Origin of the sequence: Streptomyces sp. NPDC004284 (assembly GCF_042874035.1) — a bacterium.
In the GTDB taxonomy this organism is placed as follows: Bacteria; Actinomycetota; Actinomycetes; order Streptomycetales; family Streptomycetaceae; genus Streptomyces.
Genome location: NZ_JBIAMJ010000004.1, coordinates 1 through 20,017, shown reverse-complemented (window position 1 = coordinate 20,017; position 20,017 = coordinate 1). Strand labels below are relative to the sequence as shown.

At 71.1% G+C, this 20,017-nt stretch carries 17 protein-coding genes, 1 rRNA gene, 1 pseudogene and 1 riboswitch; of the genes and pseudogenes, 5 read left to right on the top strand and 14 right to left on the bottom strand.

Features of this window, described 5'->3' with window-relative positions; translation table 11 throughout:
* Nucleotides 1-85 precede the first annotated feature (85 nt).
* Together ACFYUS_RS12370 and ACFYUS_RS12365 are read left to right on the top strand one after the other, a co-directional pair.
* A pseudogene (locus ACFYUS_RS12370) lies at nucleotides 86-424 on the top strand (GNAT family N-acetyltransferase); the annotation flags it as partial.
* Between the two features lie 289 nt (nucleotides 425-713).
* Nucleotides 714-1,523 (top strand): PhzF family phenazine biosynthesis protein, encoded by an 810-nt coding sequence (locus ACFYUS_RS12365; RefSeq protein WP_388849244.1) that lies wholly within the window; start codon nucleotides 714-716, stop codon nucleotides 1,521-1,523.
* Between the two features lie 240 nt (nucleotides 1,524-1,763).
* On the opposite strand, the gene ACFYUS_RS12360 is transcribed toward ACFYUS_RS12365, so the two are convergent.
* Nucleotides 1,764-2,555 carry a CPBP family intramembrane glutamic endopeptidase gene (locus tag ACFYUS_RS12360; protein ID WP_388850567.1) on the bottom strand — a complete coding sequence of 264 codons (792 nt, stop codon included), beginning with the start codon at nucleotides 2,553-2,555 and terminating at the stop codon, nucleotides 1,764-1,766.
* Nucleotides 2,556-2,684: 129 nt separating this feature from the next.
* Entirely contained in the window at nucleotides 2,685-4,184 is a 1,500-nt protein-coding gene (locus tag ACFYUS_RS12355) for a glutamate--cysteine ligase (RefSeq protein WP_388849241.1), read from the bottom strand.
* Nucleotides 4,185-4,663: 479 nt separating this feature from the next.
* Here ACFYUS_RS12355 and ACFYUS_RS12350 point away from each other — a divergent pair, with 479 nt between their 5' ends.
* Together ACFYUS_RS12350 and ACFYUS_RS12345 are read left to right on the top strand one after the other, a co-directional pair.
* On the top strand, nucleotides 4,664-5,254 hold the full coding sequence (locus tag ACFYUS_RS12350; RefSeq protein WP_388849238.1) for a hypothetical protein: 591 nt from the start codon (nucleotides 4,664-4,666) through the stop codon (nucleotides 5,252-5,254).
* Nucleotides 5,255-5,586: 332 nt separating this feature from the next.
* Nucleotides 5,587-5,793: a DUF5999 family protein gene (locus tag ACFYUS_RS12345; protein WP_388849236.1), complete on the top strand. Its 207-nt coding sequence runs from the start codon at nucleotides 5,587-5,589 to the stop codon at nucleotides 5,791-5,793.
* Nucleotides 5,794-5,871: 78 nt separating this feature from the next.
* On the opposite strand, the gene gcvP is transcribed toward ACFYUS_RS12345, so the two are convergent.
* Nucleotides 5,872-8,757 carry an aminomethyl-transferring glycine dehydrogenase gene (gene gcvP, locus ACFYUS_RS12340; protein ID WP_388849233.1) on the bottom strand — a complete coding sequence of 962 codons (2,886 nt, stop codon included), beginning with the start codon at nucleotides 8,755-8,757 and terminating at the stop codon, nucleotides 5,872-5,874.
* A 179-nt stretch (nucleotides 8,758-8,936) separates the two neighbouring features.
* A riboswitch (glycine riboswitch) is annotated at nucleotides 8,937-9,036 on the bottom strand.
* A 113-nt stretch (nucleotides 9,037-9,149) separates the two neighbouring features.
* Here gcvP and ACFYUS_RS12335 point away from each other — a divergent pair.
* Entirely contained in the window at nucleotides 9,150-9,524 is a 375-nt protein-coding gene (locus ACFYUS_RS12335) for a PRC-barrel domain-containing protein (RefSeq protein WP_388849230.1), read from the top strand.
* A 51-nt stretch (nucleotides 9,525-9,575) separates the two neighbouring features.
* Here the strand turns inward: ACFYUS_RS12335 and ACFYUS_RS12330 are convergent, their stop codons facing one another.
* The 11 genes from ACFYUS_RS12330 to rrf all read right to left on the bottom strand — a co-directional run.
* The gene (locus ACFYUS_RS12330) at nucleotides 9,576-10,931 is read right to left on the bottom strand and encodes a DNA polymerase IV (protein WP_388849227.1); all 1,356 of its coding nucleotides are present in this window, start codon (nucleotides 10,929-10,931) and stop codon (nucleotides 9,576-9,578) included.
* Between the two features lie 83 nt (nucleotides 10,932-11,014).
* Nucleotides 11,015-11,626 (bottom strand): MerR family transcriptional regulator, encoded by a 612-nt coding sequence (locus tag ACFYUS_RS12325; RefSeq protein ID WP_388849224.1) that lies wholly within the window; start codon nucleotides 11,624-11,626, stop codon nucleotides 11,015-11,017.
* A 192-nt stretch (nucleotides 11,627-11,818) separates the two neighbouring features.
* Entirely contained in the window at nucleotides 11,819-12,292 is a 474-nt protein-coding gene (locus ACFYUS_RS12320) for a bifunctional nuclease family protein (RefSeq protein WP_030686418.1), read from the bottom strand.
* A gap of 89 nt (nucleotides 12,293-12,381) precedes the next feature.
* Nucleotides 12,382-13,128, bottom strand: a complete 747-nt coding sequence (locus tag ACFYUS_RS12315) for a MerR family transcriptional regulator (protein WP_388849221.1) — start codon at nucleotides 13,126-13,128, stop codon at nucleotides 12,382-12,384.
* A 31-nt stretch (nucleotides 13,129-13,159) separates the two neighbouring features.
* Nucleotides 13,160-14,101 carry an FHA domain-containing protein gene (locus ACFYUS_RS12310; RefSeq protein ID WP_388850563.1) on the bottom strand — a complete coding sequence of 314 codons (942 nt, stop codon included), beginning with the start codon at nucleotides 14,099-14,101 and terminating at the stop codon, nucleotides 13,160-13,162.
* A gap of 80 nt (nucleotides 14,102-14,181) precedes the next feature.
* Nucleotides 14,182-15,201: a DUF881 domain-containing protein gene (locus tag ACFYUS_RS12305; RefSeq protein ID WP_388849218.1), complete on the bottom strand. Its 1,020-nt coding sequence runs from the start codon at nucleotides 15,199-15,201 to the stop codon at nucleotides 14,182-14,184.
* Nucleotides 15,198-15,530: a small basic family protein gene (locus ACFYUS_RS12300; RefSeq protein WP_015032176.1), complete on the bottom strand. Its 333-nt coding sequence runs from the start codon at nucleotides 15,528-15,530 to the stop codon at nucleotides 15,198-15,200. The genes ACFYUS_RS12305 and ACFYUS_RS12300 overlap by 4 nt, the downstream gene beginning before the upstream one ends.
* Nucleotides 15,527-16,456: a DUF881 domain-containing protein gene (locus ACFYUS_RS12295; RefSeq protein ID WP_388849215.1), complete on the bottom strand. Its 930-nt coding sequence runs from the start codon at nucleotides 16,454-16,456 to the stop codon at nucleotides 15,527-15,529. The genes ACFYUS_RS12300 and ACFYUS_RS12295 overlap by 4 nt, the downstream gene beginning before the upstream one ends.
* 101 nt (nucleotides 16,457-16,557) lie before the next feature.
* Nucleotides 16,558-19,053 carry a sugar phosphate nucleotidyltransferase gene (locus tag ACFYUS_RS12290; RefSeq protein WP_388849212.1) on the bottom strand — a complete coding sequence of 832 codons (2,496 nt, stop codon included), beginning with the start codon at nucleotides 19,051-19,053 and terminating at the stop codon, nucleotides 16,558-16,560.
* A 116-nt stretch (nucleotides 19,054-19,169) separates the two neighbouring features.
* Nucleotides 19,170-19,778, bottom strand: a complete 609-nt coding sequence (locus tag ACFYUS_RS12285) for a CDP-alcohol phosphatidyltransferase family protein (protein WP_388849209.1) — start codon at nucleotides 19,776-19,778, stop codon at nucleotides 19,170-19,172.
* Nucleotides 19,779-19,925: 147 nt separating this feature from the next.
* Nucleotides 19,926-20,017: ribosomal RNA gene (rrf, locus tag ACFYUS_RS12280) — 5S ribosomal RNA — on the bottom strand; the annotation flags it as partial.

Here is a 20,017-nt window from a genome sequence, read left to right as displayed (position 1 = left end):
GAGCGTGGCGAGCGGCGGTCTCCCGCAGACCGCCCCGGGTCGGCCCGCGCGGGCGCCCGCTCCTCCGGCTTGCGATACTCCGGCCATGCCCCTCGCCCACCGCCCGCTCCACATCCAGCTCACCGCCCCCGGACAGGTGGACGACGGGCTCGCGGCGGCCCTCGCCGACTGCTGGACCGAGGTGAGCGACGCGGGCGGGGCGGCCGGGTTCCCCTTCCCGCCGGTCGACCCGGCCGAGGTCGCCGCCGCGGTCGACCGCATCGTCACGGGGCTCGACCCGGCGAGCAGCCGTCTCGTCGTCGCCATGGTCGACGGCACCCTCGCGGGCTGGCTGTGCCTCCGCCGCGACACCTTCCCCCTGGTCGCGCACTGGGGCACCCTGCACCACGTCCAGACCCGCCTCGGGGTGCGCGGCCGGGGCATCGGCGCGGGTCTGGTGCGGCGCGCCCGGGAGATCGCCCGCGACGAGATGGGCCTGGAGCAGCTGCGGCACGCGGCGGCACCGGCCTGGAGGACTTCTACGGCCGGCTCGGCTGGCGGGAGGTCGGGCGCTGGCCCGGCGCCCTGCGCCTGGCCCCCGACGACGACCGCGACGAGATCCTCATGGTCCTCGCGCCCCTGTGACCCGGGCGGGACGACGTGCGACGGGACGGGTCCAGTTCCCCGCGATTGGCCTTGGCCCGCGGGTTTCCCCGCCCGGTACGGTCGTCGGCATGCGCATCCGAATCGTCGACGCCTTCACCGACCGGCCCTTCTCCGGCAACCCGGCCGGAGTCCTGCTCCTCGACTCCTTCCCCGAAGACGCCTGGCTCCAGAAGGTCGCCGCGGAGGTCAACCTCTCCGAGACCGCCTTCGCCCACCCGCTGCCCGCCGGCGGCGAGGCGGACTGGGCCCTGCGCTGGTTCACCCCGACCACCGAGGTCGACATGTGCGGCCACGCCACCCTGGCCACCGCGCACGTCCTGCACACCACCGGCGCCGCGAGCGGCACCGTCCGCTTCACGGCCCGCTGCGGCATCCTGATCACCACCGCCGAGGCCGACGGCACGATCACGATGGACTTCCCGACCTCCTCCCTCACCCCGGTCCCCGCCCCCGAGGGCCTGGAGAAGGCGCTCGGCGCCGAGATCGTCGCCGTCCACGACACGGCCGCCCACATCGGCGACCTCGTCGTCGAGCTGCGCGACGAGGCGACGGTCCGCTCGCTCACGCCGGACTTCGCGGCCCTGAAGGTCCTCTCCTCGCGCGGCATCATCGCCACCGCCGCCGCCGAACGCCCGGACAGCGGATACGAGTTCGTCTCGCGCGGCTTCTTCCCGGCCGTCGGCATCGACGAGGACCCGGTGACGGGCAGCGCCCACACCGCGCTCGCCCCGTACTGGTCGGCCAGGTTCGGCCGCGAGGAGCTCACCGGCTTCCAGGGCGGTGCCCGTACGGGCCTCGTCCGCACCCGCCTGCGCGGCGACCGCACCCTCCTGAACGGCCACGCCGTCACGGTCGTCGAGGGCGACCTGCACGTCTGACGTACGAGAGGGGGGGGGGGGGCCCCGCCCCCCCCCCCCCCCACCCCCGGCCCGCCCCCCGGGGGGGGCCCCCCCCCCCACCCCCCCACCCCCCCCCACCCCCCCAACGCCCCCCCGGGGCCGCCCCCCCCCCCCCCCCCCCCCCCCCCCCCCCCCCCGGGGGCGCCGCGCCCCCCCCCCCCCGGCCGGCCGGGGGGGGGGGGGCCCCCCCCCCCCCCCCCCCCCCTCTTCCGCGTCCCGTCACGCGGTGGGCAGCCAGCCCACCTTCCCGGCAAGCAGCCCGTACCCGACGAAGGCCACGATGTCGAGCAGCGCGTGCGCCACGACCAGCGGCCCGACGCGCCCCCAGCGGCGGTAGAGCAGCACGAAGACGACGCCCATCACCATGTTGCCGATGAAGCCGCCGACCCCCTGGTAGAGGTGGTACGAGCCGCGCAGCACCGAACTCGCCACCAGCGCGGCCATCGGCGTCCACCCCAACTGACCCAGTCTGCGCAGCAGATAGCCGACCACGACGACCTCCTCCAGGACGGCGTTCTGGATCGCCGAGAGGATGAGCACCGGGTACTTCCACCACACGTCGGGCAGCGACTCGGGCACCACCGTCAGGTTGAACCCGGACGCCCGAGCCACCAGGTAGAAGGCGAGGCCCGCGCTCCCGATCCCCGCCGCGACCAGCGTCCCGCGCCCGAGGTCGGGCCAGGGCCGGGTCCGGTCGAAACCGATGGCCCGCAGCCCCCGCACTCCCGGTCCCTCGCGCCACAGCAGATGGGCGACGAGCACGACCGGCACGAGCGCGGTGGCGATGCCGAAGAGCTGCCAGGACAGGTCGAGCCAGGGCCGGCCGGGGGCGTACGAGCCGTTGAGCGTCGCCGCCTGCTCCTTCAGCGCCCCCGGCTTGGTCAGCGAGCCGATGAAGCTGATGAGCGCCGACACCCCGCTCGCCCCGAGCGAGAGGGCGAGCACGATGAGCGTCTCGGAGCGCAGCACGCCGCGCGGCAGGCCGTCGGGGGGCAGGGAAGCGTCCCTCAGTCGTTGCTCCGACACCACACCTGTCTCCACTTCCCCGTCGCGGGCTCACGCCGTTCCGGCGGCCCCGGCCGACCGGGACCACCTGGACATGATCGCCCATGGACGGGGACGAGGAGGAAGGGGCGGAGGTCAGTCGATCCCCACCGGCCAGGTGTGCACCGGCTCGCCCGCGAGCATGAGCGTCCGGTACCGCCGGGTGGTCGCCGCGAGGGCCGCCTCCCGGTCGAGGCCCGACTCCAGGGCCCGGTGGAAGGTGTCGGCCTGCCAGGAGGCGCCGTTCACCCGCCGCAGACAGCGCTGCTCGATCACCCCGAGGTAGAAGTCCCGGTCGGCCGGCTCGATGTGCCAGGCGTCGAGCCCCGCCGCGGCGAGCGGCAGCAGTTCGTCGAGGACGAGCCGTACGGCGGGCAGGGTGGCGATGCCGCCGGCGCGCCCCGCGCGGGGCCAGCGCAGCTCGGCCTCGATGCCGTGGCGGCAGGCGGTGTCGAAGTTGGCCTCGGCGTCCTGGAAGGTCATCCGCTTCCAGACCGGCCGGGGGTCGTCGGCGAGCGAGCGCACGAGCCCGTAGTAGAAGGCCGCGTTCGCGATCACGTCGGTGACGGTCGGTCCCGCCGGCAGGACCCGGTTCTCGACGCGCAGGTGCGGGACCCCGTCGACCCAGCCGTACACCGGCCTGTTCCAGCGGTAGATCGTGCCGTTGTGCAGGATCAGCTCCTGGAGGCGCGGCACCCCGCCCCGGTCGAGGACGAGCAGCGGGTCCTCCTCGTCACAGAGCGGCAGCAGGGCGGGGAAGTAGCGGACGTTCTCCTCGAAGAGGTCGTACACGGAGTCCACCCACCGCTCCCCGAACCAGGTGCGCGGCCGCACGCCCTGGGACTGGAGCTCGGGCGGCCGGGTGTCGGTGGCCTGCATGAAGAGCGGTGGCCGGGACTCGCGCCACACTTCGTGGCCGAAGACGAAGGGCGCGTTGGCGCCGAGCGCGATCTGGACGCCGGCCACGGCCTGCGCGGCGTTCCACACGGGGGCGAACCTGGCCGGTGTCACCTGGAGGTGGAGCTGCACCGAGGTGCAGGCCGCCTCGGGAACGATCGACTCCGTGGTGCACAGCAGGCGTTCGACGCCGTGGATGTCGAGGGTGAAGTCCTCGCCTCGGGCGGCGAGGATCTGGTCGTTGAGCAGGGTGTAACGGTCGTTGTCCGAGATGTTCTCGGGGACCAGGTCGCGCTGGGCGAGCGTGGGGAGTATGCCGATCATGACGACGTTCGCGTCGAGTTCCGCCGCCTTGCGGTCGGCATATCCGAGGCCGGTTCCGATCTCCTCCGCGAGCCGGTCGAATACGCGCCCGTCGAGCTGGTGGGGCGCGATGTTCACTTCGAGGTTGAACATTCCGAGTTCCGTCTGGAAATCGGAGCTGGCGATCTTTTCGAGAACCGGTCCGTTCAGCATCCGGGGCATCCCGTCGGAGCCGGCGAGATTGAGTTCGATCTCCACGCCCATGAGATTGCGCGGCCGGTCGAACCTCTTCTCCGCCAGCAGTCGCGCGAGCCCCGCGAGACACTGCTGGAGCTTTCTCCGGTACTGCTGCCGGTCGGACGGGCCGAACCCGTCGGCCACGACCTTCTCCCCCATCGAAGCGTCCCTCCCGAGTGGGCGGCCGCCAGGACGGCAGCGCGTCACGGACGATGATGCCCACCCCGCTGATCCACAACGCCTGCGGAATCGGCCTGTCGGAGGATAGGCTGGACGAAGCACTCCACCGGCACATTCCGACGGCAAGGAACGTGCGACATATAGCAATGTCATATTACCCACGGAGCCAGGGTCTGAATTCGGCCGTCCGCCTTCACGCGGAATACGCAGGTGGGAGCGGTACCGCCCTCGCGATTCCGCTTGGGCTCCCCTTCATTACGGCCTGTTGACGTCTTGTCAGGAATATCCGCGAGGTCTAGCGGAAACACTGTGTGAACACGTGTCGTATAAACTCCGCGGACGAGGCAGAGTGTTGGCGCCCGGCCATGGCCTCTCGGCCCCTCTCTGGCCCGGCCGCCGACAGCGCCGTCGTACCTGCCCACGCATCACCGTGTCTCCTGAGTGAGAGGCGACCCACCATGCTCCGACCCTCCCCGGCCCCCGCGCCGGCCCTCCGCAGCGTCCTCGCGGCCCTCGGCTCGCCGACCGCCGTCCGCGAGCCGAGAACTCCCGCGCTGCGGGCCGCACAGGGACCGCTGAGCCCCGAACACCCCCTGCCCGTACACGTCCTGGGCGTCACCGGGGGTCCGGGACACACACCCCGCACCCGACTCGCAGGCTGGCGTTTCCTCATCCGGAACGGGGACCGGGCGATCGCCGCCGCGGACACCATGCTCACCCCGGACGGCTGGGTCTTCTCGCACTTCTTCGAGGGACCGTACGTCTCCGCCACGGAACGGGCCCTGCTCCAGGCCGAGGCCCTGCCCGCCACCTACCAACCGCGGCTGCTCTCCGTGCCGGAGCTCTACATGCTGACCCTGTGGCTGCACGCCGGCCCGGAGGCGGACGGCACCCCCGCCGCCCCGGCCGCGGCCGATCTGATGGTGCCCCTGGCCCCCGCACCCCCGGGGATCGCGGCCCATCTCCCGTACCAGGTCGCCGAACTCCTGCCCGTGCTCAGCACACGACTCGCGCCGCCGCCCCTCCTGGGCTCGCCGGCGTCCGCCTGATCCACCGCACACGCGCCACCGCCCCGTGACCCGGCCGGGTCACGGGGCGCACTCCTGTCCGAGCCGTGCTTCCGAACGTCCCGCCCGAACGCCCCTCCCGTACGGACTAGCCCGCTGGGACCACCCCGAACCACCCGAAGAGACGGTGCAGTTGACCTGAACCGCCCCTGCGGGTGATGCGTCTTCCCAGGAGAGGACGAGCTGTCGCGAAATACCTGCGGAAGACCGTCCGTGGGGCAAGACTGGGACCGGAACCGAACCGACCGACGGGGGCGGCCATGAGCGCACAGAGCCGCAGGACATCCACCACGACGCAGCGAAAGAACCCACCCATGTGCCAGCACCAGCCTGCCTGTCCCACCGCCGACTCCCCCGACAGGGAGGCGGCCCGCCTGATGGCACACCACCCGGAGCAGGGCTGGAGCCTGCTGTGCAACGGCGTCCTGCTCTTCGAGGACACCGGTGAACTGCTGCCGGACGGGCAGATCATCGCCCCGCACCGGCCGCTGACGGCGGGACAGGTGACGACCGCCGCCTGACGGCGGCAGGACACCGTACGAGGGAAACGCCGAGGGCCGGCCCGGAGGAGATCCTCCGAACCGGCCCTCGGCGCGTGCTCAGTTGTCGTACTCGTCCAGCGGCGGGCAGGAGCAGACCAGGTTCCGGTCGCCGAAGGCACCGTCGATGCGGCGCACCGGCGGCCAGTACTTGTCGGCGGCCGAGACACCGGCCGGGAAGACCGCCTCTTCACGGGTGTACGGGTGGTTCCACTCGCCGCCCAGCGCGGCCGCGGTGTGCGGGGCGTTGTGCAGCGGGTTGTCGTCACCGGGCCACTCGCCGGAGGCGACCTTCTCGATCTCGCCGCGGATCGCGATCATCGTGTCGCAGAAGCGGTCGAGCTCGGTGATGTCCTCGGACTCGGTGGGCTCGATCATCAGCGTGCCGGCCACCGGGAAGGACATCGTCGGCGCGTGGAAGCCGTAGTCGATGAGGCGCTTCGCGATGTCGTCGACCGTGACGCCCGTCTCCTTCGAGAGCGGACGCAGGTCCACGATGCACTCGTGGGCGACCAGACCGGCCGGGCCGGTGTAGAGGACCGGGAAGTGCGGCTCCAGGCGCTTGGCGATGTAGTTCGCCGCGAGCACGGCGACCTGCGTGGCGCGCTTGAGGCCCTCGCCGCCCATGAGGCGCACGTACGACCAGGAGATCGGCAGGATGCCGGCGGAGCCCCAGGGGGCGGCCGAGATCGGGCCGACGCCGGTCTCCGGGCCCGCGGTGGGCTGGAGCGGGTGGTTCGGCAGGTACGGGGCGAGGTGGGCGCGGACGCCGACCGGGCCGACGCCGGGGCCACCGCCGCCGTGCGGGATGCAGAAGGTCTTGTGCAGGTTCAGGTGCGAGACGTCGCCGCCGAAGTGACCCGGCTTGGCCAGACCGACCAGCGCGTTGAGGTTGGCACCGTCGACGTACACCTGACCGCCGGCCTCGTGGACCTCGGCGCAGATGTCGGCGACGTGCTCCTCGAACACACCGTGCGTGGACGGGTAGGTGATCATCAGGACGGCGAGCTCGTCGCGGTACTGCTCGATCTTGGCGCGCAGGTCGACGACGTCGACCTCGCCGTCGTCGGCGGTCTTGACGACGACGACCTTCATGCCGGCCATGACCGCGGAGGCGGCGTTGGTGCCGTGCGCGGAGGACGGGATGAGGCAGATGGTGCGCTGCTCGTCGCCGTTGGCGCGGTGGTAGGCGCGGACGGCGAGGAGACCGGCCAGCTCGCCCTGGGAACCGGCGTTGGGCTGGATGGACACCTTGTCGTAACCGGTGACCTCGGCGAGGCGCTCCTCCAGCTCGTTGATGAGCGTGAGGTATCCGGCGGCCTGCTCGACCGGCGCGAACGGGTGGATCTGCCCGAACTCGGGCCAGGTCACCGGCTCCATCTCGGTGGTCGCGTTCAGCTTCATGGTGCAGGAGCCGAGCGGGATCATGCCGCGGTCGAGCGCGTAGTCGCGGTCCGCGAGCTTGCGCAGGTAGCGCAGCATCGAGGTCTCGGAGCGGTGCGCGTGGAAGACCGGGTGGGTCAGGTACGCGTCGGAGCGCAGCAGACCGGCCGGGAGGGTGTCCTCGGTGGCGGCGTCCAGGGCCTCGATGTCGGCGGTGACGCCGAAGGCGCCCCAGACGGCGGCGAGCTGCGCGCGCCCGGTGGTCTCGTCGCAGGAGATCGAGACGAGGTCGGCGTCGACGCGGTGGAGGTTCACCCCGGCCTCGCGGGCGGCGGCGACGACCTCGTCGGCCTTGCCGGGCACGCGGACGGTGAGGGTGTCGAAGTACGAGCCGTGCACGACCTCGACGCCACCGGCGGTGAGACCCGCGGCCAGGATGGCGGCGTAGCGGTGCGTACGCTGCGCGATCTGCTTCAGACCGTCGGGGCCGTGGTAGACGGCGTACATGCCGGCCATGACGGCGAGCAGCACCTGAGCGGTACAGATGTTGCTGGTGGCCTTCTCGCGGCGGATGTGCTGCTCGCGGGTCTGCAGGGCCAGGCGGTAGGCGCGGTTGCCGTCGGCGTCGACGGACACGCCCACGAGGCGGCCGGGCAGGGAGCGGGCGTGCTTGTCCTGGACGGCCATGTAGCCGGCGTGCGGACCGCCGAAGCCCATGGGGACACCGAAGCGCTGCGTCGTGCCGACGGCGATGTCGGCGCCCAGCTCGCCGGGCGAGGTGAGCAGGGTGAGCGCGAGGAGGTCGGCGGCGACGGTGACGATCGCGCCGAGCTCGTGGGCGGCGTCGATCAGCGGCTTGATGTCGCGGACGGCACCGGAGGCGCCCGGGTACTGGAGGAGCACGCCGAAGACGCCGCGCTCGGCGACCTCGGCGGGGATGCCCTCGCTCAGGTCGGCGACGACGACCTCGACACCGGTCGGCTCGGCGCGGGTCTCGATGACGGCGATGGTCTGCGGCAGGGCGTCGGCGTCGATGAGGAAGACGCCGTTCTTGACCTTGCCGACGCGGCGGGAGAGCGCCATGGCCTCGGCGGCGGCGGTGCCCTCGTCCAGGAGGGAGGCGCCGGAGGTGGGCAGACCGGTCAGGTCGGCGACCATGGTCTGGAAGTTGAGCAGGGCCTCCAGGCGGCCCTGGGAGATCTCCGGCTGGTACGGCGTGTAGGCCGTGTACCAGGCGGGGTTCTCCATGACGTTGCGGAGGATCACCGGCGGGGTGAAGGTCCCGTAGTAGCCGAGACCGATCATCGGGGCGAGGACCTGGTTGCGGTCGGCGAGCGTGCGCAGCTCGGCGAGGACCTCGGCCTCGGTGCGCGCGGCCGGCAGGCCCAGCGCCTCGGCGTTCTTGATGACGTCCGGCACCGCGGCGGCCGTGAGCTCGTCGAGCGAGCCGTAACCGACCTGGGCGAGCATCTTGGCCCGCGCCTCGGCGTCGGGGCCGATGTGCCGCTGCTCGAACGGGATGCCCTGTTCGAGCTCGGAGAGCGGAGTGCGGTTGGCGGTCATGTACGGAGGCCTCCTGGTCGTCACGACCTGCGAGGGGCACCACGGCGCGGGTACCCGGACGGCCTCCCCCTCTGTCATCTCAACCTGAGAGTTTCACCGGCACGCCTCGCGGCCCGCCGGCTTTCACCGTCGGTGAGAGCGCGATGCCGTCGGACATCCGCTCTGCTTTCCAGAGTGACCTCGTCCGCGCGGTACAGGGGCCTGAGAGATTCCGGGGAGGATTTGCTCCTTCGGCGCCCACCGGAAGGTTTCTCCGGGGGACTCTCCCGCACGGGGTCGACAGCCACAACCAGCCTACCAGCGAGGTTGCGGCTCCCATCGCTCAAGTGGCCGACATCCCAGATGTGCACTTTCGTAGGGGTGTAGAGCAGTTGCGACCAGTTGGAGGGACCGTGCAGACCGATATCGATCCGCGCAGCCTGATCGGCCGCAAGGCGTTCGACCGGAACGGGCACAAGATCGGAACCGTGGACGAGGTGTACCTGGACGACGCGACCGGCATCCCCGAATGGGCCGCGGTCCGCACGGGCCTGTTCAGCCGGGACGCCTTCGTCCCCCTGGAGCCGAGCGCCCTGCTCGACGACGGCCTCCACATCCCGTACGAGCGGGCCCTCATCAAGGACGCCCCCGACTTCGGGGTGGGCCGCCACCTCTCCCCCGAGCAGGAACTCCAGCTGTACCGCCACTACAGCCTCGCCCTGCCTCCCCCGCCCACGGACGCCCCGGACACCGACTTCGGCCGCCTGGCGGGCCAGGACGGCGCCTGAGGACCCGCCCCGAGGACGGACCCACCCGCGCGACGGTGCGGGTGGGCACCGTCACGCCGCCTCGTCCCCCCGCACCAGCGGCAACGGCTCCGCCGGTTCGAGGTCCGGGTCGTCCACGGAGAAGGTCCGCACCCGCCCCGGCCCGGACCAGGGGTCCTCGAACCGGACCGTGACCCGCCCGACCCCGCTCCCCTGCACCCACCCGGCCCCGTGCACCGCGTGCCGCACGTCGTGCCCGGGCGCCCACACCCGCTCGGCGCTCTCCGCCGCGGGGGGAGGCGCCTCCTCCACCTCCGAGGGCGCGATCTCCTCCGCGGGCCGCTCCGAGGCCCCCGCCTCCGCCTGGGCGAACAGATCCTCCTGCGTGTAGTCCGCGAGCCCCGTCACCCCCACTCCCAGCAGCCGCACGCCCCCGGTCGTGTCCACCGCCTCCAGGAGCCGCCCCGCCGCCTCCCGTACGACCCCCGGGTCGTCCGTCGGCCCCCGCAGCGTCTCGGACCGGGTGAGCGTCGAGAAGTCGTACCGCCGCACCTTGAGGACGATGGTCCGCCCGGAGTGCCCCGAGGACCGCAGCCGCGCGACGCACCGCTCCGCGAGCCGTTCGACCTCGACCCGGATCCGCACCCGGTCGTGGAGGTCCACGTCGAAGGTGTCCTCGACCGAAACGGACTTGGTCTCCCGCTCGGCCACCACGGGCCGGTCGTCGTACCCCTGGGCCATCCGGTGCAGCGAGGCCCCGTGCGCCCGTCCCAGGAGCCGTACGAGCTCGTCCTCGCCCGCCTCCACGAGGTCGGCGACGGTGCTCATGCCGGCCCGGCGCAGGTGCTCCCCGGTGGCCGGCCCGACCCCGGGCAGGATCCGTACCGACCGCGGCCCGAGCAGCTCCCGCTCCGTCCCGGGCGCGATGACGACGAGCCCGTTCGGCTTGGCCTCCTCGGAGGCGATCTTCGCGATCATCTTGGACCCGGCGAGCCCCACGGACCCGGTGAGTCCGGTCGTCGCGAGGATGTCGGCCCGCAGCCGCTCCCCCGCCGCCCGCGCGCTCGCGCCGTCGTCGGCGACGCCGCCGGCTTCGAGGTCGACGAAGGCCTCGTCGAGGCTGAGGGGCTCCACGAGCGGCGAGAGCCGCCGGAGCAGCTCCATGACCTGCTCGCTGATCGAGCGGTAGAAGGCGAAGCGCGGCACGAGATAGGCCGCGTTCGGCGCGAGCCGACGCGCCTGGCCCATCGGCATGGCCGAGTGCACCCCGAAGCGGCGGGCTTCGTAGGAGGCGGTGGCGACCACGCCCCGGGGCCCGAGGCCGCCGACGACCACGGGCTTCCCGCGCAGGCTGGGCTTCGACGCCTGCTCGGCGGAGGCGAAGAAGGCATCCATGTCGAGATGCAGGATCGTGGGCGCGGCTCTCACACGTCCGATGCTGCCTCACGCCACTGACAACGCCCCCACGGAACACCCGGGCGGATCCGGCCCGCCCGGGCCCCTCGGCGCGCTCACACCGCCTTGTCGCGCCGCCTGCGTGCCAGCTCGTCGCCCGGGTTGTGCCGGACCAGCGTCTCGCCGGTGTCGACCCGCTCCCCGTGGAGCTGCGAGAGCGCCGCCTCGACGTCGCGCCAGACGACCCCGACGGCGATGCCGAAGACGCCCTGCCCGCCCTGGAGGAGGTCGACGACCTCGTCGGGCGAGGAGCACTCGTACACCGTGGCCCCGTCGCTCATGAGCGTCATCCGCTCCAGGTCCCGGAAGCCCCGGGCGCGCAGGTGCTGCACCGCGGCCCGGATGTTCTGGAGGGCCACCCCGGTGTCGAGGAAACGCTTGACGATCTTCAGTACGACGACGTCGCGGAAGCTGTAGAGCCGCTGCGTCCCCGACCCGTACGCGGGCCGCACGCTCGGCTCCACGAGCCCGGTGCGCGCCCAGTAGTCCAGCTGGCGATAGGTGATCCCGGCGGCCGCGCAGGCCGTCGGCCCGCGATAGCCGATCACCGCGTCGGCGACGCCGTTGTCCGTCCCGAAGTCGCCCACACTGCCGTGAAGCGGATACGGACCGCTCTCCCCGGACACGCGTCCGAGCGAGCTCCCTGCCGTACCGTCCGCGCTGCTCATCACGCCGACCCTCCGTCCTTGACCTGCCCACACGAAGGTAGGCAGTCACCCGGGGTGCGTCAACGATCGCCACACTCGGCACGCCGAGTGATAATCACCCTGAGAGTGGTTTCGCGTGTCCCTCTCCGGGGAAAGGCTACTCGAATGCTCTGACGGCACCCCGCGAACGGCCTCCGGCCGCACCGCTCCGTCTCACTGACTGCTGCTGCCGAAGTCCTCCGGTGAGATCTGGTCGAGGAACTCGCGGAACTTCTCCACCTCGTCCTCCTGCTCGTCCGGAATCGCGATACCGGCGTCGTCCAGCACACCGTCGCTGCCGAAGATCGGCGTCCCGGTCCGCAGGGCCAGCGCTATCGCGTCCGACGGCCGCGCGCTCACCTCGACGCCGCTGGCGAAGACCAGCTCGGCGTAGAAGACCCCGTCGCGCAGATCCGTGATGCGGACCTCGGTGAGCTCCTGTCCCACGGCCTCCAGCACGTCCTTGAACAGGTCGTGCGTCAGCGGCCGCGGCGGGGCCATCCCCTGCTGGGCGAAGGCGATCGCGGTCGCCTCACCCGGTCCGATCCAGATGGGGAGGTACCGATCGCCTCCCACTTCACGCAGGAGCACGATCGGCTGGTTGGAGGGCATTTCCACCCGGACACCCACAACGTCGAGCTCGTTCACACAGCAACCCTAGGACGTGCCCGACCGGTTTGGATAGTCGGGCCCCCCGAGCGACCCCTACCGGGCCCTCCCCGGGGCCCCTTCCCGGATCACTGGAGCCGGATCCCCAGCGCGGCCTGGACGAGTGCCGCGTGCAGCCGCACCGACTGTGCGGCGAGCTCCTGCGCGGTGGCCTCCGCATGGGCCCTGGTCTGCGGGTTGCGGTGTCGGCGCAGCGGCGCGACCACCTGCTCGATCAGCCCGGCCTCCCGGTCGGCGGCCGCCTTGACGGCCCGCAGATGCCGGGGTTCCAGACCGAATCGCCCCAGATCCGCGACGAGTCGCGCGACGGTGACGGCCTCGGCGTCGTAGCCGCCGCCCTCCGCCTCGGCGATCAGACCGTACGACTCCCACTCGGCGAGCTCGGTCTCGGTCACCTCGGCGGCGGCGATCAGTTCGGCCCGGCCGAGCCGCGCGACGGTCGGCGCGTCCGCCTCGTCCTGCTCCCAGGGTCCTTCGAGCAGGTCCCGCCGGCGCCCGGGCGCCGGAAGCTTGATCTGCTCGCCCCGCTCAAGGGCGTCGAGGTGCTCGCGGATGACCTTCAGCGGAAGGTAGTGGTCCCGCTGCATCCGCAGGATGCGGGCGAGCCGCTCCACGTCCTGCGGGCTGAACTTCCGGTATCCGGAGGCCGTCCGCCGGGGCTCGACCAGCCCCTCGGCCTCCAGGAACCGGATCTTGGAGATCGTCACTTCGGGAAATTCGTCGCGCAGCTGGCTCAGCACCGTGCCGATGCTGACCAGCCGGTCGCCCGCGGTGGCGGTGCCGGATCCGGCACCGCCCGTCGGTGTTCGCAGCATGGACCTTCCCTGAAGGGGCTTCCCCGAGGCGTCACACGCCTCGCTGGCTCGAGTAGAAGACCAGCCGGTACTTGCCGATCTGCACCTCGTCGCCGTTGGACAGAACGACCGAGTCGATCGGCTCACGGTTGACGTACGTGCCGTTGAGGCTGCCGACGTCAGCGACAGTGAAGCTGCCGTCCTGCCCCCGCCGGAACTCGACATGCCGCCGGGAGACCGTGAAGTCGTCCAGGAAGATGTCGCTCTGCGGGTGACGGCCGGCCGTCGTCAGCTCGCCGTCGAGCAGGAAGCGGCTGCCCGAGTTCGGCCCCCGGCGCACCACGAGGAGCGCGGAGCCCAGCGGCAGCGCCTCCACGGCGGCCAGCGCCTCGGGAGACAGCGACGGAAGGGCGGTCTGACCGGTGACCTCCGCGTCGTACGCCTCAAGCCCCGAGATGGAGATCGTCGACGTCGTCTCCGACGCGCGCTCGGGAGCGATCCCGCCCCGCAGCGGCGTACCGCAGTGGGAGCAGAAGCGGCTGTCGGCGGTGTTGCGGTGACCGCACCTCGTGCACACCGGCATGGACGCATCCTCCTGCCGCGGCTGCCCCGCGGAGGTCTGTGTCGCGTACGGATCGGGCGTAAACCCTCCACCCGTACCTGAGGTTGATGGTTCCCCGAAACCTATGCGGGCGGCCCCGGCGGGGTCAACAGAAGACGCGCCCGGCGTGCCCGAAATGTCACCGCCCCGGCCGGCGACCTCGTCACGGAAGAGGGGGCGCTCGCCGCCCTGCTCCTCGCTCTGGGCGTGGCGCGACGCGGCGTGCTTGGCGCTGCCGCCGTCCTCGCGTCCGCTCTTGCCGAACAACTTCGCAAAAAAACTCACGGGCGATTCCCCTTGACCGAAACAGACCCGCCCGTGGGGCAGGACGAACCGAAATCCTTCACACCTGCCGACCCGGACACCTTCACAACGTCCGTATCCTCCGGACAGTTTCCACCACGCACCACCATTGTGGTACGCCGACCCCCCGCAACGTCATGCCCTTGTCGCGGGACCCCCTCGCCCTCCTCTCACTGGGAGGACGACTGAGCGTAGTCAGGCCGCTTCGCGGGTCGCAAGGCGTCGACGACGATCTTCGCCGCCCGCTCCACCGTGGCCGTGGCCTGCTCCTTCTCCAGGGTCTGCACGACACCGCCGGGGATGTTGAGCGCGGGCTCGAGATCCTCCGGCTTGCCGATGACCTTGAAGACGTACGGAGCGGTCACCTTCGTTCCATCAATCCGCATGTCATCACCGCTACCGGTGAAATAACTGTCCGCGACCACCCGGACACCGTTCACCTGGATCGCCTCTGCGCCCGCCGCGCGCAGCTCCTGGATGGCGTCGAGCAGCATGTCCGACTCGACCGCCCCGGTGGGATCCCCGACGGTGAGGGTGATGCCCGGCCCCTCGGCCGCGACGGAACCGGCCAGGATGCCGAGCTGCCGCTCCTTCTCCTGGGTCTGCTTGCGCGCCTCCTCGGCCTGGTCCGAGCTGGACTCCAGCTCGGAACGCTGCTTCTCCAGGCGGGCCTTCTCGTCCTCCAGGCGCTGGGTGCGGTCGTCGAGTTCGTCGAGGATCCGCACGAGGTCCTCCTGCCGGGCCCCGCGCAGCGCGCTGTTCTCGCTCGTCGAGGAGACCTGGATGGCCAGGCCCAGACCGAGCACGAACAGCAGCAGCGCGACGACGAGTTGGGCCCGGGTCACCCGCGGCGGCCACAGGGCCGCGACGAGCCTCCGCCGCCCACTCGGCTCGGCGACGGCCGGAGCCGAGGACACGACGGGCGCCTCGGGCACCCGTACCTCCTCGGGCTCGGCGACCTCGGGCTCGGCGATCTCCGGCCTCACGACCGCAGGCTTCGCAGCCTCGGGCTCGGCGACTTCAGCCTTGGCGGCTTCGGTCTTGGTCACCTCGGCGGACCCGGACTCACTGCCCCCGACCTGCTCCGGGCTCTCCGGCTTCACCGGGCTCTCGGAGTCCTGCGGATTCTCGGGATTCTGCGGATTCTGCGGGTTCTCGGGATTCTGCGGGTTCTCACTCATCGGCCTCACGCCCGGAAGACGTGACGCCGGATGGCGGCCGCGTTGGAGAAGATGCGGATGCCGAGCACGACGACCACACCGGTCGACAGCTGCGCGCCCACGCCCAGCTTGTCGCCGAGGAAGACGATCAGCGCGGCCACGACCACGTTGGACAGGAAGGAGACCACGAAGACCTTGTCGACGAAGATCCCGTCGAGCATGGCCCGCAGGCCGCCGAAGACCGCGTCGAGGGCGGCGACCACGGCGATCGGAAGATAGGGCTCGACCACCGCCGGAACCTCGGGGCGGACCAACAGTCCGACCACGACTCCGACGATCAGGCCCAGTACGGCGATCACGATGTGCCCTTCCCTGTGTCGGCCGTGGCCCGACCGGAGGGCGTCGCCGCCCCGGCCCCCCTCGGCTCTGCGGTACGTACGGCCAGGCTCGGCGCGGCCGGCAGGCGTACGTCGCCCTCGGCCGAGATCCTGCTCCTGATCCCGAAGTTCTCCACCAGCACGTGCAGGTACTGCCCGTCCGCACTGTCCTGGAACGCGGTGCTCAGCCGCTGTCCGTCCCCGATCGCGAGGACGGTGTAGGGCGGCACCAGCGGCTTGTTGTCGACCAGTATCGCGTCACCGGCGGCGCGGATCGCGGACAGCGATGTCAGCCGCTGACCGTTGATCGCGACGGCCTCGGCGCCCGACTCCCACAGCCCGTTGATCACCCGCTGCATGTCCCGGTCGCGGACCCGGCCCGTGTCGGAGAAGCCGCTGCTCTCCCGCGGCCCGCCGCCCCCGGTGTCGGTGCCCTTGGCGTCGTCGACGACGAGCTTCACACCGGGACCGTGCACGGGCGTCGCGCCGGAGAGCAGCGCCACGAGCTCGGCCTGGTCGCCGCCGTGCTGCTGGAGGGCCTGTCGCTGGCGGTCCCCGACCTCGGTCCGGATCCGCTCGACGTCCGTCTCCAGCCGGTCGGCGGTCGACGTCTCCTTGTCGATCCGGTCGATCAGGTCCTGCCGCTCCTTGGCGACGACCGGCGCGGCGACCCGCGCCTCGGCCGCACCGACGGTCACGACGACGGCGGCGAGCAGAAGCCCGGCGGCGACGCCCAGCTTGGCCCGCAGGTTACGGGGCAGCCCGCCGCCCTCGGCCGCGCGCCGCGCAGTCGCCTCGGCATAGCCGTCGTCGAGCGCGTGGTCGATCACGTTGTTCAGCAGCGACATCGAGGCGTCCGGACGCGGCGGCGGTGATCCGGTGCTCCGAACGGGGGGCTGCTGCGACATGCCGCACATCGTCGCACGTCGTACGGCCTACCGCCGAATGGCCCCTCCTTACGGACGGGAGGCACCCCTCGGGCGCCTCCCGTCCCAGCCGGCCCGGACCGTCAGCGACCTGCGCTGTCGACCACTTCGGCCCACTCGTCGAGCAGGGCCTGCGCGGAGGCGTCGTCGGGGCCCTCCGCCCACAGATGGGTGACGGCCTCGGCGGGGTCGGGCAGCACCATCACCCACCGCCCGTCGGCCTCGACCACCCGGACTCCGTCGGTGGTGTCCACGAAGCGGCTGCCCGCCGCCTCCACCACCCGACGCATGACGAGCCCCTTCACGGCCCACGGCGTCGCGATGTCCTTCTTCAGGACGTGCGCCCGCGGGATCCGGGCGTCGATCTGGCTGAGCGTGAGCTGTGTCCGCGCCACGAGCCCGATCAGCCGCACGAAGGCGGCGGCCCCGTCGAAGACGCTGCTGAACTCGGGCACGATGAACCCGCCGCGCCCGTCACCGCCGAAGATCGTCGACTCCTCGCGTCCGACCCTCGTGAGGTCGTCGGGCGAGGTGGTCGTCCATTCGACCTGGGTGCCGTGGTACGCGGCGACCTGCTCGGCGATGCGTGTCGTGGTGACGGGCAGCGCCACCCGCCCGGAGCGCCGCTCGGCCGCCACCAGGTCGAGCATCACCAGGAGCGCCCGGTCGTCCTCGATGATCCGCCCCCGCTCGTCCACGAGCGAGAGCCGCTCGCCGACGGGGTCGAACCGCACGCCGAACGCGGCCCGCGCCGAGGCCACGATCTCCCCGAGCCGTACGAGCCCGGCCCGCCGGCTCTCGGCCGACTCGGTGGGACGGGACTCGTCGAGCCCGGGGTTGATGGTCAGCGAGTCGACCTGGAGCCGCCCGAGCAGGCTGGGCAGGACGAGCCCGGCGCTGCCGTTGGAGGCGTCCACGACGACCTTCAGCCCCGCCTCGGCGATCCCTGTGGTGTCGACGTTCCGCAGCAGCGACCCGGTGTACGAGTCGAAGACGCTGGCGGGGAAGGAGAGGTCGCCGATCTCACCGGGGAAGGCCCGCCGGTACTCCTGGCGCGCGAACACCCGGTCGAGTTTCCGCTGCCCGCCCTGCGAGAGGTCGGCCCCACGTTCGTCGAAGAACATGATGTCGACGGAGTCCGGCACACCGGGCGAGGTCCGCACCATGATCCCGCCGGCGCTTCCGCGTGCGGTCTGCTGCCGCGCCACGGGCAGCGGGACGTTCTCCAGGTCCCGTACGTCGATGGCGCTGGCCTGGAGCGCGGAGATCACCGCCCGTTTCAGCGCCCGGGCGCCCCGGGAGTGATCACGCGCGGTGGTGACGGTCGCCCCCTTCTTCAGGGTCGTCGCGTACGCCCCCGCCAGCCGTACGGCCAGCTCGGGGGTGATCTCCACGTTCAGGATGCCGGAGACCCCGCGCGCCCCGAAGAGATGGGCCTGCCCCCGGGACTCCCAGATGACCGAGGTGTTGACGAAGGCACCGGCCTCGATCGTCTTGAAGGGGTAGACGCGCACGTTCCCCTGCACGATCGATTCTTCCCCGACGAGGCACTCGTCCCCGATGACGGCTCCGTCCTCGATCCGGGCGGCCCGCATGATGTCGGTGTTCTTCCCGATCACGCAGCCCCGCAGATTGCTCTGCTGCCCGATGTAGACGTTGTCGTGGACGACGGCCTTGTGCAGGAAGGCACCGCTCTTCACGACCACGTTCGAGCCGATGACGGTGTGCTCACGGATCTCGGCGCCGGCCTCGACCTTGGCGTAGTCCCCGATGTAGAGCGGTCCGCGCAGCTCCGCCTCGGGGTGCACCTCGGCGCCCTCGGCGACCCACACCCCGGGCGAGATCTCGAAGCCGTCGATGTCGACCTGGACCTTGCCCTCCAGGACGTCCGCCTGGGCCTTCACATAGCTCTCGTGGGTGCCGACGTCCTCCCAGTAGCCCTCGGCGACATAGCCGAAGATCGGCTTGCCCTCCTTCATGAGCTGCGGGAAGACATCGCCCGACCAGTCGACCGGCACGTCCGCTTCGACGTAGTCGAAGACCTCGGGCTCCATCACGTAGATGCCCGTGTTCACGGTGTCCGAGAAGACCTGCCCCCAGGTGGGTTTCTCCAGGAAGCGCTCGACCTTGCCCTCTTCGTCGACGATCGTGATCCCGAATTCCAGCGGATTGGGCACCCGGGTCAGACAGACCGTGACGAGGGCGCCCTTCTCCTTGTGGAAGGCGATGAGATCGGAGAGGTCGAAATCGGTGAGTGCATCCCCCGAGATGACGAGAAAAGCGTCGTCCTTCAACGCTTCCTCGGCGTTCTTCACACTTCCCGCTGTACCGAGTGGCTTTTCCTCGTTGGCATACGTGAGCTCCATCCCGAGCTCTTCTCCGTCGCCGAAGTAGTTCCTGACGAGAGAGGCGAGAAACTGCACGGTGACGACGGTCTCGTTGAGACCGTGCCTCTTGAGCAGTCGTAGGACGTGCTCCATGATCGGCCGGTTCACCACCGGCAGCAGAGGCTTGGGCATGCTCGAGGTCATGGGGCGAAGGCGGGTTCCTTCGCCACCGGCCATCACGACGGCCTTCATGTCGGAAGCGTCCTCCTTGAAGAGACGACGGTCCTGCCGACTTCACCTGTCCGTTCAGGGGCCCTCGGACGTCCTCGTTGTTGCCGGCGACGCTGCTCGACACAGGACAGACGGGCTCAATCGGCCGCGGTATCCGCCTTCACGAGTCGACGGACCTGGACCACGTAGAGGATCCCTGCCCACCAATAGAGAGTTGTACCCCATCCGGCGAAGGCCCACCCGAAAACTTCAGCGAGTGACGAGAGCCAGCCCGTTCCGTCACTGAGAAGCAGCAACGGGAACGCGTACATCAGGTTGAAAGTCGCAGCTTTCCCGAGGAAGTTCACCTGCGGCGGCGGGTACCCGTGCCGGCGGAGGATTCCCACCATCACGAGCAACATCAACTCGCGGGCGAAAAGGGCGGCGGTCAGCCAGATCGGCAGGATCTCGCGCCAGGTCAGCCCGATGAGCGTGGAGACGATGTAGAGCCGGTCTGCGGCGGGGTCGAGGAGCCGGCCGAGGCTGCTGATCTGGTTCCAGCGCCGTGCCAGTTTGCCGTCGAGATAGTCGCTGACGCCACTGAGCATCAGCACGAGCAGGGCCCAGCCATCGCTGTTGGGGCCGCCGAACACGGGCCGGAGGATCAGCCACAGGAAGAGCGGCACCCCCACGAGGCGAGCCATGCTCAGAATATTGGGGATGGTGAGGACCCGGTCGGTCTGAACGCGAGTCTCCTGGACCTCCACCCGGGGGCCTCCTGCTGGGAACGTACGGACGATGCCCCCCGACCTTACCCTCAGCCACCACGCCCAGACGCACAGGGTCCCCTACGACTCCGGAACGCAAAAATGCCTCAACCCCCGGACAAAGTCCGGGGGTTGAGGCTAAAAATTGTTCGGCGGCGTCCTACTCTCCCACAGGGTCCCCCCTGCAGTACCATCGGCGCTGAAAGGCTTAGCTTCCGGGTTCGGAATGTAACCGGGCG